The following is a 15,285-nucleotide window of genomic DNA, read 5'->3' on the forward strand; positions in this document are numbered from 1 at the left end:
GAGGGGCAATGTGCTGTCCTGACAGCAGGCGCTGCTACTGCGTCAGCCCGCGCAGGGTATCCGCCAGTTGCCGGGTACGCTGCGAGGTGCCCGCCGTCATGTCGCTTGAGCCCTCCAGCTCCGACAGCAGCCCCGTCAGCGTTCCGACCTCAAGGGACTGCTCCTCGATGTGCTGAGCCACCTTGCGAATTTCCTCGGCCAGGCGCTCGATATCGGTGCCGATGTCGTTGGCGTTCTGCGACGTCTTCTGCGCAAGCTGGCGCACTTCATCGGCCACCACTGCAAAGCCACGTCCCATTTCACCTGCCCGTGCAGCCTCGATGGCGGCGTTCAGCGCCAGCAGATTGGTCTGCCCGGCGATCTGCTGGATCATCTGCACCACCGACTGAATGCGCAGGCTGGACTTGGCCAGCTCCCGCGAACCCAGCACCACCTCGTCAGCCTGACTGACCAGACTTTTGACCGTGCTACCCGCTTTGTCGATAACCGTTTCCTGCTGGGTAATGGTCTGCGACAGCTCATCCATCGAAACATGCAGCTCGCCAGAGTAGTGGCGCAACTGAGCGGCGATTTCTTCCTGATCCTGGTGGGCCTTGACCAGCACATCGCCCAGGTCGCTTAGGCCACCGAACACCGGGCGGATCTGCTCGTCCAGACCGCTTGGGTCAATGGTTTGCACGAAGTTACGCTGCTTGAACTGATCGATCTGCTTGACCACCACATGGCTCAGACCGGCCAGTTTCTTGATCTGCCGGCGCAGAAAGAACGCCTTGAACTCGCCGTAATAGGCGATGAAGTTATCGATGTAGTCGTCGCGGAACGGCTGGCCTTCCGGCGTCTTGAAGAAGAACACGGCGGTTAGCGTCTGGTTGAGGTTCAACCCCAGAATCTCGCCAAAGGTCGAGAAGCCCACTACCGGCGTTGCACCGAACACATCGTTCATCCGGCCCAGTTCACTGCCGTTGTTCAGGCGCCGCAGGATGCAGTCGCTCAACAGGCCGAGCAGCGGCTTTCCGGACTTGCCCTGCAGAAAGCGCGCGAAGTCCTTGCGCGTGGTATCGATCATGGATGTTCGTTTGACCATCACCAGCTCTTCGCCGGGCGCCACGTCGCAGAACAGATGCACCCGCTCGCTTTCATAATCGATGCGCGCAATCGAGCGCACGAACAGTTCTTCGCCCACCCGGATGGCGAACGAGTACTGCGCCAGCTTGCCTTCCAGCTCATTCCGCTCGCACTTCAGCGCGTCACACAGCGCCGCAACCATCGTGGTGATCTCGCCTCTGGCGTTGACCACCTGGCTGATGTAACGCTCCTCCAGGGAGGCCGTCAGCACACTCAGGCTCAGTGGCGTCGGCTCGAAATTCTGGCTCTTGAAGACGCCGAAGCGCACGTTTTTCGCGCTCTTGAGAAACACCACCTGAGCATGATTTTCGTAGCTGCGTTTGCCGTCGTGGATCAAGGTCTTCTTGAAGTCGCCTTTGCCGCCCGCAGAACCACCCACGAACAGGCACGGAAAGCGCCCCGACTCATACAGCGCTTCCATGAAGAACGACTCCGACGCCGACAACCCGTCGAACGTGACGTAAGCCAGCGTATCGCGGTGGTCGATGGGGGTGCTGATCTGCGTACGCTTGATCGAGTCTGTCAGGCGCGCAATGCGCTCACGCATCGACAGGCGTTTGCCCGCGCCGCGAATGTCTTCGCTGTGCAGCGGAATGTGCACCACCTCCGCACTCTTGATGACGCTTGAGTCGAACAGCGCGAGGACGATCCGGTCCCACTGGTTATCCGCCGCGCAGTACAGCGAATCATTGCCCGAGCACAGTTCGCCTGACGTAGTGCACAGGCTGATTTTCGCGTTGGGAAAGCGCGCAGCGACAGACTTGGCCACCTGATCGAAGTCGACGTGCGGCGAAACGAAACCAGTCAGATAGACCGGATCGAAGCTCAGCGCAGACAGCTTGGCGTTCAATTCGCGGGCGGACGTAATGACACTGATGACGCCCTCGGTCCGCGAAGTGCCGGCCCGAAAACGAGATAAAAGGCTCATGGTTAAACCCGTAAAGATAAAAAAGCAGAGGCCACGCGGAATATGGACCGATCCTTATTGATCGGCTGCCAACAGGTTCGGGTGAGCTTGAAGGGCGATGAATTTTGCCTATGCGTGCCGCTCAGGACAGGTGCAGCATCAACGCTCTGATGAGGGCAAGCGTCTGGCGATGCACTGAATCATAGTGATCATTGTGGCAATAGGGCCGTACTGACAAGGTGATGGAGTCGGCTGTCGCAGAGGACAGGTGCACATCGACCGCAGGGCTGCTCAGTACGTTGGGGAGGCGGGCTGTCTGATCCTTGAGACGCGGGATGATCTTCTGCTCGTCGGCGCTGCCGGGCAATATCGCGGTCAGTTCGACACTGCGAAAGGCATTGCTGGAAAAATTGACGATCGTGTCAGAGAAGATCTTGTTGTTGCCCACCAGATTCAGCACGTTTTCCGGAGTGTTGATCGACGTAACGAACAAACCGATTTCGACCACAGTTCCGGTCACGCCCGCCGCCGAAATCAGATCGCCGACCTTGAAGGGCCGCAGCACGATGATGAAACCACCCGCGGCCAGATTGGCCAGCAAACCCGACCAGGCCATGCCGATCGCCAGTGCCACGGCCGCCAGCAGCGCCGCAAAGCTGGTGGTCTCGATGCCGCAATAGCTCAGAATGGCGATCACCAGAATGATATTCAGCGTCACCGTGATGAACGAGCCGACATAGCGCAGGACCGTCGGATCAAACCGCTGCCGCGTCAGCGAGCGCTGCGCCATCCTGACCAGCACACCGATCAGCCAGCGGCCGACAATCCACAGCAACGCTGCGATCACCAACCTCAAAACAACAGTCGCTCCGTATTGCATAACGATAGTGAACAGCGAGTTGATTCCGTCAGTGCCAATATTGATGACATTCAGCGCATCCATCACCGCTACTCCCGACTGCTGTGCTCGCCCGGCAGATGGCCTGACGAGCGGAGCCGTACATTGAAGGGCAAAGCGGGTTGGTGGCTACTGGTAGTTATGACTGGAGGCAAAGGGCCTTATCCACGGGACTGTGGACTTCGCGACATGGCCGTCTCGGCAGATAATCCGTTTGAAGATGCGATCAAGCGTGAGGCAAAAAACAGCACGTTAACTCACGACGGCTGTTTCTTTTTCCGTAGCCGCTGGATCAGCGCCATCAGGACGCAGGCTAATCCTGAGTAGGCACAAAACTGGCTGATGCCCAGCATTGCGTCCAGCGTCTCTCTGCCGTCTTGTGAAATGCCTGAACCGCTGACCCCGGCACCTATCGCCCCCAGATAAGAAAATGCCAATCCAAAAGATAGGATCAGGAAACAGCACGCTATTGCGAACAGCCCGCGTGGGCTAAACACATTCGATATTTCCCCTTTAAAGAGTGATCTGACGACAGAAAAAATGACAATAACCACGTACAGCAGTGCCATCAAGGCGATGTCTTCCAGCGAGTTGATGATAAAGAGCATGGCCTTACCTGCAAGAAAGGGCGATAACGCGCGTGGCATTTCGCGATAAATATGGGTCGGATGCTGTTGCAAACCATGTCGAAATCATAGCGTGGAAATCGTTACGCGGGAGGAGTATCAGTCGCCTGAGGGTCACAGAGCATCGGGGCAAATCTTGAACAGCATTCGAGGCTACTCGGTATTAAGCCTGATGAGTTATCGCTAAACTCGCCATCTCACGAGGACGACTCAAGGACCTGGTATGCCGCTCTCTTCTGACACCCTGCGCCGTACGCTGGTGATCTGGCTGTATGCCGTCGCAGTTGCGCATGTGCTGGGCAGTCTGGTGTTCACCTGGGCAGGTTTTTCCGGCTTGCTCGATGGCTACCTGACCAGCCTCGAGCAGGCGTTCTGGACCGAGGCGGTTCCCGCCGCTGCGCGCGCGCAGCAGGTCTGGTGGATGGCGCTGTTCGGCGCAACCTTGCAAACGTATTCCGTGTACATGCTGGCGCTGGTGCATTTGGGCAATCGTCTAAAAAGCGCCATGCCCTGGGGTTGGCTGATTGCCGGCCTGCTGCTTTGGGCGCCTCAGGACATCCTTATTTCTGTGCGTGGAGGCGTCTGGTCGCACGTGTGGCTCGATCTGGCAGCACTGCTTGCGTTGTTGCCGCCGCTGATCTGGCTGTATCGCCATGATCGCCGTACTTCGGCTGGCCACGCGTCGAAGGAGCCTCGCCATGTCTGACTTGCCGCTGCTGTATCTGCTGGCGGGTAACGGCAGCAGTGCCGAATGGTGGGACGACGCGCTGCCGCATTTTCAGCAGTATCACGTCGTGCCGCTGGAGCTGCCAGGCTTCGGCAATAACCCTCAGCCACCCTGCGAAGACCTCGCCGCCTACGCCGATGCGCTGTTGGCGGCGACGGTGAAGGGCAGCGCTATCGTTGCTGTGGGCGTCAACGCGTTGCTGGTCATGCATGCCTTGCAACGCCAGCCGGGGCACTTCTGCAGAAGCGTGCTGCTGGCGCCGGTGGGGGCTTTTCTGTGGCAGCGGCGCTTGCCTGCGCTGATGTCGCCGCTGCCCATTCGCAAGACCATTCACTGGCTGCTGGCCAACAAGCCCACGCTGTTTGCGCACAAGTTTTCCAGACAGACCTGGCCTGCCGCGCACTACCAGCGCATGGGCTCCGGTTACGCCCGCTGCCGTGCTTTCGTGCCGTATTGGGACCTGTTGCGTGCCGATACTGCGCTGCCGCTGCTGGAGTGGGTGCAGGATCCGATCGAGCTGGTCTGGGGCGATCAGGACGAGGTCCTGGGCATCGAGCAGGCGGCAGCGTGGACTGCCATTCTGGCGCGTGCCGACCTGACCATCAGCCTGAAACCGGGATGGGGTCACTACCCGTGGATCGACGCGCCGGCCGAGTTTGCGCAGTGGCTGGAGTCGGGCGAGCGCGGTTTTGTTGCGCACACCAAAGGTGGCCGTCTGCGTCTGGCGGCCATCGCCGGGCAGCCGGTGCCCGATGCACTGTCTCTGGTGCAGGGCGCCGACTCGGCCTTGCCGGCGTTTCTGGCCAGTCAGCCTGACGCTATCTGGGCCGTGCGCTCGTCCAGCTTCGGCGAGGATCAGGCCGATGCGGCCAATGCCGGTCTGAGCAGCACTTTTCTTCGTGAGCCCAGCCACAACGTACCCGCGCGCGTCGCAGAGCTGCACAACGCTGGCGTCGAAGAGGTTGTGGTGCAGCGCTTCATCACGCCGTTGGTTTCCGGGATCGCCTTCGTGCGTCACCTGTCGGTCGAGCTGGAGTGGGTGGAAGGGCATCTGGAGTCGCTGGCCGACGGTCAGGCAAGCCCTGAGCGAGCGATCATTTCCCGCCTCGGCGCGGCCTGGAGCAGCGGCAGCTTCAAGCCATCCCACGGTTTGACTGAGGAGATGCTCTGGGACTTCCTGCAGGGCGTTCTGCGCGTATTTCACTACGTGCCGGGCGACGTCGAGTGGGCCTGGGATGGCCGCCAGCTTTGGCTGTTGCAGTACCGCCCGATCAGTGACTATGGCTGGCGCCGCCACCTGACCGCCGCCAATATTGCGGAGATCCTGCCGCCACAGCCCAGCAGGCTGGTCGAGTACGCACAGCGGCGTGCCGCAGGCAGCATCCCGGCGATCATGGCGCGTTGGGACTCGCGCATATTGCAGGATAACGAGCCATTTACCGCACTGTTTGGCGCAGCTTCCTACATCAACAACGACCTGTTTCTCGCACGCCTGGCTGACTGGGGCATCGCCTCCAGCAGCTACGCCGATGAGGTTGGCGGCGCGACCCCGCACCTGCCTTGGCGACCGCTGCGTCTGTTGCGCTCGTTACCGGTGTTTCTGCGGATGCAGCGTGTTGCGCGTGGCCACTTGTTGACCCTTGAAAAGCAACTGCACCGCTTCGACCGGGAGCTGCATGCCCTGACGGCCCAAGGTGCTGACGGCCAGCAATTGGCTGACTGGTTCACCCGTTTCTACGTGTTTGTCGTGCAGGGCAACCTGTGCATCGCCACCTCGCTGGCCAGCAGCGGTGGAGACCTGTTGGGACGTCCGCCTACCGCCTACGATGACCTGGAGCACTGCCCGCACCGGCTGCCCTGGGAAACCGACCCCGCGACGCCGCGCCCGGCAGCTATTGACCTGCCTTTACAGGCCTTCCCGAGCTGGCCGGGGTTCATTCGTATAGCCCACCACGCAGGCCTGCCGGGCATGCGCGGCTACTACCTGCAAGTGCGCGAGTGGTATCGCGACAACCTGATGCGCCTGTTCTTCCGCCTGCATCACGCCATGCCCAGCGCCGACCGGGAACACTGGTTTGCGCCCCATCCGGACATTCGCAGCCGTGCAGGCTGCTTCTGGCAGGACGGCCGCGAAGGCACCGAGCAGGCCACCGGTTTCATGATTTATCCGGGTCGGGTCCAGGGCGTTCTGGGTGACGACATCCTGCTGGAAGACACCCTCGACCCCGGACGCCACGCGCACTACCAGAACGCCCGCGCGGTGATTGCGCGCATGGGCGGACGTCTCTCACACGGCTCGACGTTGCTGCGTGAACTGCGCAAACCCTCGGCCGTGCTGCCGCAGGTTGATCTTGCGTGGGTGGGGCGTGAGGTGCTGTATGTGGACGGGGAGTTGAGGCTGGTTGAAGGGCAGGCATGCAATCAGACCCGCGTCGACAAGGTATAGCCAAACGCTTACACGCGGTGGAGGGATTTGGCCATTTCCGATCTGGTCCTTCCTCCGTAGTATTGGATCCATCAAGTGGTGAACAGGAGTTCACCAGGATCAAGGATGATCGACCATCGCCTCGGAGGCAGACGACAGAGAGTCGGGATGGTCTTGGAAAAACCCGCTTCGGCGGGTTTTTTGTTGGGGGCGATAAAGTCCTCGTCGAGCCAAGGCTATTTGCGTAGCGCCTTTCTCTGGCGCAGGCTTTCGCGATGCACCTCGAGATCCTTGCGCCGCCGCATCTCCTGACGGATCTCCTTACGTTCGGATCGAATAATCCCCCATTGCATGCGCAATTCCCGGCCGCGCTCGCTGTTGAGCGATAAAAGGCCCAGCAACGGGAAAAGCAGCCCCAGCACGTAAAGCATCAATTCAAAACGCCGCCAGTGCGCAGGGGCAGTGGGCAACACGGCAAAAAAGCAGCTCACCAGAATGGCCGCCAATATCCACATTCCGCAGGCATGCCCGCGACTCATCATGATGCCGCCGAAACTCAAGACCAGTGATACGCCCATCATGAGCATCATTGACTGGCCCGTTCTCTCCGGCTCATTTGGAAAGTACGCATCGACCATCGTGCCTGCGGTAATGGCGAGGGAAAATATGCCCATGAAGATCGGAGTCAGAAAGGACAGCAGATAACGCGAGCGGAAAGCGGCAACGTGACTGCGGTAAATTACCATAGGCTCCGGCGAGGCCCGCTTGCTGCGAGATTGTTTACCGATTTTTCTTCCCTGGTTGGGTGTGGCGGTTAGTTGTCTTCTTCGCTGATGGTCTGCTACCTGACTTCATTTGCTGAATGATATTACCCATTTCAAAAACCTACCCAGCCACCAGCGACTGCGTGCTTCACGAAGCTGTTCGATGTACTCGAACGTGTAAGACCGATTGTGCTTCTTTTCCAGCGCCAGGATTTTTTTCAGTATTCGGATGGCGTCCCTGTTCCAGTAAAGAAGGTAAAGATTGCTCAGTGCTATCCAGATACTGACCATAATGATCAGTTCTATAGGCCACACGACCATTGCAGCGATTCCGGCCACAATGACGCCTCCGCTCAGTAAGTTTCCGTTTCTCGTGCTGACATAACCGTGCACCATATAGACCTTGTTATCTCTGATCTCAAAAGACAGCTGACTTGATCTCGATTTTGTGAAGTAAATAAATAAAAATGAAACGAGCATCAGTAAGGCCGGAATCATCGCCCACGATAAAGCATCTGTCGTTGAAACGCCGTATTCAGATTTTGCTATAAGATAAATAACGCTTGTATTCATGAGTAGAAATGAAGAGAAAAGGCCGATGAAAGAATGAACTGCGATTGCAGTGAAGCTTTCACTCAGGTAAATCAAATATATTGCCCGTATGAGTAGGGTAAAGAGGCCGAGGCATACAAGCCAGAAAAAATCAGATTTAAACGTCGACATTGTGCCAAATAAGGCGATCAGCAAGAAAGACCCGTAAAGTCCCTTTTTTATTGCGTTGGGTTGTGGTTCGATCATGTGGTTAACTCAAGTTTTAAAAGCGAAATATAGTAAAAGTTAATGGCTTGGTCTGAAAGATCATACATCAAATATTTAAGTGTATGACCAGTCGTCCCACTATTTTAGATGGTTGCATTTGACGTGTGACCTAATCAAAGCGGCCGGTGCTGAGGTTCAGACGGCTGCCGATGTCGTAATACGGATGGTTAGGTGCTGGTCTATGCGATGAGGCAGTGAGGTTTAATTGCTGAGTTAATCGTCCTGGCAGCCTGCGCTCCATAAGTCACGGTCTTTCACATAATGGCCCACAGGTCGTGTGCGAAGTCTGTCTTCTCGGCGGTGACGCCCAGTTTTCTGCCGGTGTCCGTCGGCTTGCGCTCGATTGACAGCAGTCGGTCGCCGTCGTCGTAGGCATAGTCCTGACGGGCATCGTCGTTTAGCTTGGCCAGCAGGCGACCAATCGGGTCGCGCTCCAGATGAGTGCTGCGCCGTGGCTGTTCGCCTTTCTCGCCGTAGCCGATTTCCTCGACCTGTGTCAGGTGCCCGCCGAGGTTGTAGCTGAAACGGCGGGTCAGGTTGTCGATGCGTTTTTCTTCGATCAGACGATCTGCACTGTCGTACTCGAAGTTGTAAGTGGCGTTGTTTTCGTTGACCAGTGCCGTTAGGCGAATGGCTTTGTCGTACTGGTAGGCGACCGCCTTCCCTTTGGCGTCCTCACGCCGGGTGGGTAGACCACGGGCGTTGCGGGACAAACGTGTTATCTGGCCTTTGCCGTCGGTGTTCGAAAGCACCTGGCAACGCCATCGGGATGGTTGATGCGCAGCACTTCGCCGTCGGGTTTGCGTTCCAGCGTGGTGGTGTTGTTAAGGGCATCGGTGACGGCCACCAGGTGGTGGCGCTCGTCGTAGCGGTAATAAGTGCTTTTACCCGAACAATCCTGAAAGCGCTGCACTTGCGCCAGATTGTTCGACCACAGGTATTTGGACTTGAGCGTCGGATCGACGATGGTGTGCGGCAGGCCGTCCTCACCATTGAGGTACTCGGTCTTGTGGCCCAGCGCATCGATCTCGGCCACGAGGTTGCCTTTGGCATCGTAGTTGGCCTTCCAAGTACTTCCATCCGGGTAATCGACCTGAGTGATAAGATGATGGTATTGATTTTTGAATTAACTACCTAATGAAGCAAGAAAGCTAGTGGCTGAGGCAAGGTTGGCAGCCACTAACGTTGATTATTTTTTATTAAAGAGCACTAGAATCTGACGTCAGCAAAATAGCAAAACGAGTCTGCTCTATAGACCTCAGGTTTTGGAAAAGCTCTTTTTGAACTCTAAACCACGTACTTCATTAAGCTCGCATATTTCCTTAACGCGAGCGGAAGCTAACATAGTTGTAAAATCCTCATCCGCTCTAAAAATATCTACCACTATGTCAATATCATCCCTCAGAAAAATCTCAGTATACTTTTGGGGGCCATCTGGCAGATAGCTCAAAATTGGCTCGCTTCTAGATTTCTCTTTATTAAATGCGCTGAGTTTTGAAGTTATATTGAAAACTTTATAGCCATCATATTTCTTTCCACCCATGTAGACGTCTGCATCGAGAAATTGAACACCCATAATCTTGGCATCCAATAATAACTTATGAAACCTGGGGCTAATAAAATTAGGTCCATCGCTGAAAAGAAAATCATACTTGAGTATCTTGTCAATACTGGCTCTTGAAGTCAGCGTAAACTCAATTAACAATTTCTCATTTACCTCCACCCCAGTCTTCAAGAGAATCGAGTCTTGACCTGTCAAAATCTTGCTCTTAAACCAATAGCTTTCTGGATAAGATTCAGATATTTTTAGAATAAAAATTTTAGCCACAAGCAACACCTCTTACGGACGCCGAATTTAACCTCGTAGTGCCAGAGCGCAGCCCTTTACGCTCAGTAGCGATAATCTTATTTACTGCTTTGTCATAATCACCCTTGGTCCAACCGTTTTCCACTCCATACTTATGAACCGAATCAAGCTGTTTTTCAACAGAGGTAGTATAGTCAGCATGAGAACCTCGATGAATTGTTCTGGTAGGATGACTTTCGGCATATTTAGGCAGGTAAATAATATTTGAAACTTTATGAATATTCATGCCAGCTGCTTTGATAGCCACATGATTTGCTAATTGCTGAGGGATTATATGATGCTTTTGAAAGCCCGAAAGAGCTTGCATGGTGTTATAGGTAATCCAGCCAAGTGGATCCAGCCAGCCTACTGGGTTCGGAGCATATTGATAAAGATTAAATCCACCCCACAACCCAATCGGATCCTGCGTAGTAAACCGCCCAATCTCCGGGTCATAATACCTAAACGTGTTGTAATGCAGCCCCGTCTCGGCATCAAAATACTGCCCCTGAAACCTCAGGTTCTGTTCAACCTCGTTCACGACCAGCTTTTCAACCGCCCCCCACGCCCGGTACTTGGCCTGCCAGACGATCTGTCCTTCGGCGTCGGTCATTTCCAGCGGCGTGCCGATCTGGTCAGTGTGGAAGTAATAAACCTTGTTCTCTACCTCGCCTTCTTTCTCATCCACACGGGCCAGCGGCGCATAGCTGCCGGGCTCGTAAAGGTACAGGCTGCTCTGTCCTGGACTTTCCTCACGCAGCATGCGCAGGCCTTGCCAGAGGAAGCGTTTGTGTTCGGTGTGGCCTTTGATCTCGGACTGTTTGGCGACGCGTCGACCGAGGCTGTCGTACTGATAGCTGCTGGTGCTTTCAACCTGCGTGTCGGCCATTGTCTCGGTTTTGACCAGGCGGTTTTCGCAGTCGTAGGTGAAGGTCTGCCAGCGCACGATGCCGACAACTTTTTCGATCAGGTTGCCCCAGGCGTCGTATTTGTATTCGTGGTTCGCCCACTGTTTGAGACGGTTGTCTTTGACGTGGTCGAAGCGGCTGGTGTTGAAGTTCAGGCGGTTGGCCGCGGCGTCGTAGCGGAACTCTTCGCCGTCGACCACTCGACCGGTGTTGCGCGCCAGCAGTTGGCCGTTGGCTTCGTACTCGTACTGGGTTTCGCCGCGCAGCTTGTCGAGGGTGCGGCTCAGTTCGCCGGCAGGGTCGTATTCGTAGCGGCGGTGAATCGGGTTGTAGGCGTGTTCGACGTAAATGCCTGAGCAGTCCTGAAAGCGCACAACCTGAGCGAGGCTGTTCCACCACAGGTTTTTGGACTTAAGCGTCGGGTCGATGATGGTGTGCGGCAGGCCGTCCTCACCGTTGAGGTACTCGGTCTTGTGGCCCAGCGCATCGATCTCGCCCAGAAGATTGCCTCTGGAATTATAGAGAGACTTCCATTGGAGTAATAGACCTGAGTGATAACATGGCGGTACTGGTTTTCAAATCCACTATTCAATAAAATAAGAGGGCTAGTGGCTGAGGTAAAGTTGGCAGCCACTAGCATCGCTTGCTTTGTTATTAAAGAGCGTTAAGCCCAAGTAGCAGCAAAAAAGAATAAAGAGCACGCTCCATTTAACTCAAGCCTTGAGAATATGCTCTTTGAATTGCAGGCCCCGCACTTTATTAATCTCGCATAAATCTTTGACGCGAGCTGTGGCTAGTATAGTTGTAAAGTCCTCCTCCGCTCTAAAAACATCTACCCCTATATCGAGATCATCTTTAAGAAAGATTTCGGTGTATATTTTAGGCCCATCTGGTAGACAGCTCACAAGCGGCTCATTTTTTGATTTTTCTTTATCAAAAGCGCTAAGTCTTGAGTTGGGGTTAAAAAATTTATAGCCTTCATATTTCTTCCCGGCTATATATACGTTTGCGTCAAAAAATTGAACTCCAGAGACATTGGCCTCCAGTAATAATTTATGGAGTCTAGGGCTGATAAAGTTAGGGCCATCACTGAAGAAAAAATCGTATTTAAGGATCCCATTGGTGCTGGCTCTTGACGCTGAAGTAAACTCAACTAGTACATTCTCACCTATCTCCATTCCTTTTTGCAAAAAAATAGGGTCTTGACCTGTTAAGACCTTACTTTTAAACCAATAGCTCTCTGGATAAGAGCTAGATATATTTATAATGAAGATCTTAGCCACAAGCAATACCTCTCACAGACGCAGAATTTAACTTAGTAGTACCAGATCGTAATCCTTTACGCTCATCCGCTATAATACCATTTACTACTTTTTCGTAATCTCCCTTATTCCAGCCATTGATCTTTCCATAATCACTAGCTATATTAAGCCGTTTCTCAATTCTGGCAGTGTACTCAGCATGAGAACCTCGATGAATTGTTCTGGTAGGATGACTTTCGGCATATTTAGGCAGGTAAATAATATTTGAAACTTTATGAATATTCATGCCAGCTTCTTTGATAGCCACATGATTTGCTAATTGCTGAGGGATTATATGATGCTTTTGAAAGCCCGAAAGAGCTTGCATGGTGTTATAGGTAATCCAGCCAAGTGGATCCAGCCAGCCTACTGGGTTCGGAGCATATTGATAAAGATTAAACCCACCCCACAACCCAATCGGATCCTGCGTAATAAACCGCCCAATCTCCGGGTCATAATACCGAAACGTGTTGTAATGCAGCCCCGTCTCGACATCAAAATACTGCCCTTGAAACCTTAGGTTCTGCTCAACCTCGTTCACCACCAGCTTTTCCACCGCACCCCACGCCCGGTACTTGGCCTGCCAGACGATCTGCCCTTCGGCGTCGGTCATCTCCAGCGGTGTGCCGATCTGGTCGGTGTGGAAGTAGTAGACCTTGTTCTCTACCTCGCCTTCTTTCTCATCCACACGGGCCAGCGGCGCATAGCTGCCGGGCTCGTAGAGGTAAAGGCTGCTCTGACCCGGACTTTCCTCACGTAGCATCCGCAAGCCTTGCCAGAGGAAGCGTTTGTGGTCGGTGTGGCCTTTGATCTCGGACTGTTTGGCGACGCGTCGGCCCAGACTGTCGTACTGGTAGCTGCTGGTGCTTTCCACCTGCGTGTCAGCCATGGTCTCGGTTTTGACCAGGCGGTTTTCGCAGTCGTAGGTGAAGGTCTGCCAGCGCACGATGCCGACAACTTTTTCGATCAGGTTGCCCCAGGCGTCGTATTTGTATTCCTGGTTCGCCCACTGTTTTAGACGGTTGTCTTTGACGTGATCGAAGCGGCTGGTGTTGAAGTTGAGGCGGTTGGCCGCAGCGTCGTAGCGGAATTCTTCGCCGTCGACCACGCGCCCGGTGTTGCGCGCCAGCAGCTGGCCGTTGGCTTCGTATTCGTACTGGGTTTCGCCGCGCAGCTTGTCGAGGGTGCGGCTCAATTCGCCGGCCGGGTCGTATTCGTAGCGGCGGTGAATCGGGTTGTAAGCGTGTTCGACGTAACGCTCCGGCTTTATGAGCGGGTTCTGGATCTGCGATAGCTTTTCGGCGGGCAGGGTGGTTGCGTACTGCCACGCTTTGCGGCCCATGCTGTCATAGCCGAAGCAACTGGTGAGTTTGCCCTGGGTGCGGTAGACCTCGCGATGCAGATCGTCGCGTTCCATGTCGCTGATCAGCTGGCCATCCAGATTCATCTGGTGCATGTGACCGCTGCCGTAATAGAGGTGATTCAGGTGCTGGCCGGTAGGAAGTGTCAGCGTGTTCAGGTTGCTGAGCGGATCGTACTCGTAGGCCAGCGCGCCCTGAGGCGTGGTTTCTTTGACGAGGCGGCCCAGCAGGTCGTAAGCAAATTCCAGTTTTTCGGCAGTGACGCCGAGTTTTCTGCCGGTGTCCGTCGGCTTGCGCTCGATTGACAGCAGTCGGTCGCCGTCGTCGTAGGCGTAGTCCTGACGAGCATCGTCGTTGAGTCTGGCCAGCAGGCGACCAATTGGGTCGCGCTCCAGATGGGTGCTGCGCCGTGGCTGTTCGCCTTTCTCGCCGTAGCCGATTTCCTCGACCTGTGTCAGGTGCCCGCCGAGGTTGTAGCTGAAACGGCGGGTCAGGTTGTCGATGCGTTTTTCTTCGATCAGACGGTCGGCGTTGTCGTAGGCAAAGCGGTAGGTCGCATCGTTTTCGTTGGTCAGGGCGACGAGGCGAATGGCCTTGTCGTATTCGTAAGTGATGGTCTGGCCTTTGGCATCCTGTCGCCATTTGGGCAGGCCACGGCCGTTGTGCAGCAACTGGGTGGTTTGGCCTTTGCCATCGGTGTGGGTCAGGACCTGGCCCAGTTCGTTGTAGGTGAAGGTCTCGTGTGTGCCGTCCGGGTGGTTGATGCGCAGCACTTCGCCGTCGGGTTTGCGCTCCAGCGTGGTGGTGTTGTTCAGGGCATCGGTGACGGCCACCAGGTGGTGACGTTCGTCATAGCGGTAATAAGTGCTTTTGCCCGAACAATCCTGAAAGCGCTGCACTTGCGCCAGGTTGTTCCACCACAGGTATTTGGACTTGAGCGTCGGGTCGACGATGGTGTGCGGCAGGCCGTCCTCACCGTTGAGGTATTCGGTCTTGTGGCCCAGTGCATCGATCTCGGCAACGAGGTTGCCTTTGGCATCGTAGTTGGCCTTCCAGGTACTTCCATCCGGGTAATCGACCTGAGTGATCAGCGTCGTCAGGTGGTGATACTGGTAGCGAATACTGCGGCCCAGCGGATCGGTCTCCTTGAGCAACCGGGCGAACTCGTCGTACTCGAACGCCAACTGATTGCCATCGGGCAGGGTCAGCCCGGTCATGTTGCCGGTGTCGTCGATCTCGATGACGTAGTGATCGCCACTGTAGTCGCGGCTCGAGGTGACGCGATGGTCCTTGTTGTAATGAATCTCCAGCTCGCGGCCCAGTACGTCGGTGACCCAAGTGGTGCGGGCTTCGCGGTCGTAGCGGAAGAGGAAGTGCTCGCCGTCGCTGGTCCAGTGCTCGACCACGCGAGGCTGGTCATCAATGGTTTCCCAGCGGTAGTAACAGTTCAGGCCCAAGGCGTTGCTGTGGCGGGTCATCACGCCGTCGGTATAGGAAAAGCTGCGAATAGAATAATGATTTCGGTGATGCAATAGGGTGGGAAGGAGGCTGAAGTAATATCAGCAGCCTCTCTTTCGA

General features: G+C 55.4%; 11 protein-coding genes and 2 pseudogenes. 2 read left to right on the forward strand and 11 right to left on the reverse strand.

The window, feature by feature from the left end; genetic code table 11:
* Nucleotides 1-34: 34 nt before the first annotated feature.
* The 3 genes from JOE33_RS14755 to JOE33_RS14765 all read right to left on the reverse strand — a co-directional run bounded on the left by JOE33_RS14755 (nt 35) and on the right by JOE33_RS14765 (nt 3,538).
* A complete protein-coding gene (locus JOE33_RS14755; protein WP_096140006.1) occupies nt 35-2,053 on the reverse strand; it encodes an FIST N-terminal domain-containing protein in 2,019 nt (672 codons plus the stop codon).
* Between the two features lie 121 nt (nt 2,054-2,174).
* Nucleotides 2,175-2,975, reverse strand: coding sequence for a mechanosensitive ion channel family protein (locus JOE33_RS14760; RefSeq protein WP_187626194.1), 801 nt, complete (start codon nt 2,973-2,975; stop codon nt 2,175-2,177).
* Nucleotides 2,976-3,187: 212 nt separating this feature from the next.
* Nucleotides 3,188-3,538, reverse strand: a complete 351-nt coding sequence (locus JOE33_RS14765) for a hypothetical protein (protein WP_187626193.1) — start codon at nt 3,536-3,538, stop codon at nt 3,188-3,190.
* Nucleotides 3,539-3,779: 241 nt separating this feature from the next.
* Between JOE33_RS14765 and JOE33_RS14770 the strand changes: the two genes are divergently transcribed.
* Together JOE33_RS14770 and JOE33_RS14775 are read left to right on the forward strand one after the other, a co-directional pair.
* Complete coding sequence (locus tag JOE33_RS14770) at nt 3,780-4,262, forward strand: hypothetical protein (protein WP_003343721.1); 483 nt, start codon at nt 3,780-3,782, stop codon at nt 4,260-4,262.
* On the forward strand, nt 4,255-6,729 hold the full coding sequence (locus JOE33_RS14775; protein ID WP_187626192.1) for a PEP-utilizing enzyme: 2,475 nt from the start codon (nt 4,255-4,257) through the stop codon (nt 6,727-6,729). Before JOE33_RS14770 ends, JOE33_RS14775 begins: the two co-directional genes overlap by 8 nt.
* Before the next feature lie 215 nt (nt 6,730-6,944).
* Here JOE33_RS14775 and JOE33_RS14780 read toward each other — a convergent pair whose 3' ends face one another.
* From JOE33_RS14780 to JOE33_RS14815, 8 genes and pseudogenes are all read right to left on the reverse strand, one after another.
* Nucleotides 6,945-7,496, reverse strand: coding sequence for a hypothetical protein (locus tag JOE33_RS14780; protein ID WP_187626197.1), 552 nt, complete (start codon nt 7,494-7,496; stop codon nt 6,945-6,947).
* Between the two features lie 63 nt (nt 7,497-7,559).
* Nucleotides 7,560-8,270: a hypothetical protein gene (locus tag JOE33_RS14785; RefSeq protein ID WP_187626191.1), complete on the reverse strand. Its 711-nt coding sequence runs from the start codon at nt 8,268-8,270 to the stop codon at nt 7,560-7,562.
* Between the two features lie 290 nt (nt 8,271-8,560).
* Nucleotides 8,561-9,408: pseudogene (locus JOE33_RS14790) on the reverse strand (type IV secretion protein Rhs); the annotation flags it as partial.
* Between the two features lie 141 nt (nt 9,409-9,549).
* Complete coding sequence (locus JOE33_RS14800; protein ID WP_177205389.1) at nt 9,550-10,119, reverse strand: hypothetical protein; 570 nt, start codon at nt 10,117-10,119, stop codon at nt 9,550-9,552.
* Nucleotides 10,112-11,419 carry an RHS repeat-associated core domain-containing protein gene (locus JOE33_RS14805; protein ID WP_209924095.1) on the reverse strand — a complete coding sequence of 436 codons (1,308 nt, stop codon included), beginning with the start codon at nt 11,417-11,419 and terminating at the stop codon, nt 10,112-10,114. The genes JOE33_RS14800 and JOE33_RS14805 overlap by 8 nt, the downstream gene beginning before the upstream one ends.
* Before the next feature lie 339 nt (nt 11,420-11,758).
* On the reverse strand, nt 11,759-12,328 hold the full coding sequence (locus JOE33_RS25815; protein WP_226489398.1) for a DUF1629 domain-containing protein: 570 nt from the start codon (nt 12,326-12,328) through the stop codon (nt 11,759-11,761).
* Nucleotides 12,321-12,674: an AHH domain-containing protein gene (locus JOE33_RS26050; RefSeq protein WP_348635084.1), complete on the reverse strand. Its 354-nt coding sequence runs from the start codon at nt 12,672-12,674 to the stop codon at nt 12,321-12,323. The genes JOE33_RS25815 and JOE33_RS26050 overlap by 8 nt, the downstream gene beginning before the upstream one ends.
* A gap of 18 nt (nt 12,675-12,692) precedes the next feature.
* Nucleotides 12,693-15,239 (reverse strand): annotated as a pseudogene (locus JOE33_RS14815) (RHS repeat-associated core domain-containing protein); the annotation flags it as partial.
* Between the last annotated feature and the right edge of the window lie 46 nt (nt 15,240-15,285).

This window comes from Pseudomonas sp. PvP027 (assembly GCF_017833005.1).
GTDB classification, from domain to species: Bacteria; Pseudomonadota; Gammaproteobacteria; order Pseudomonadales; family Pseudomonadaceae; genus Aquipseudomonas; species Aquipseudomonas congelans.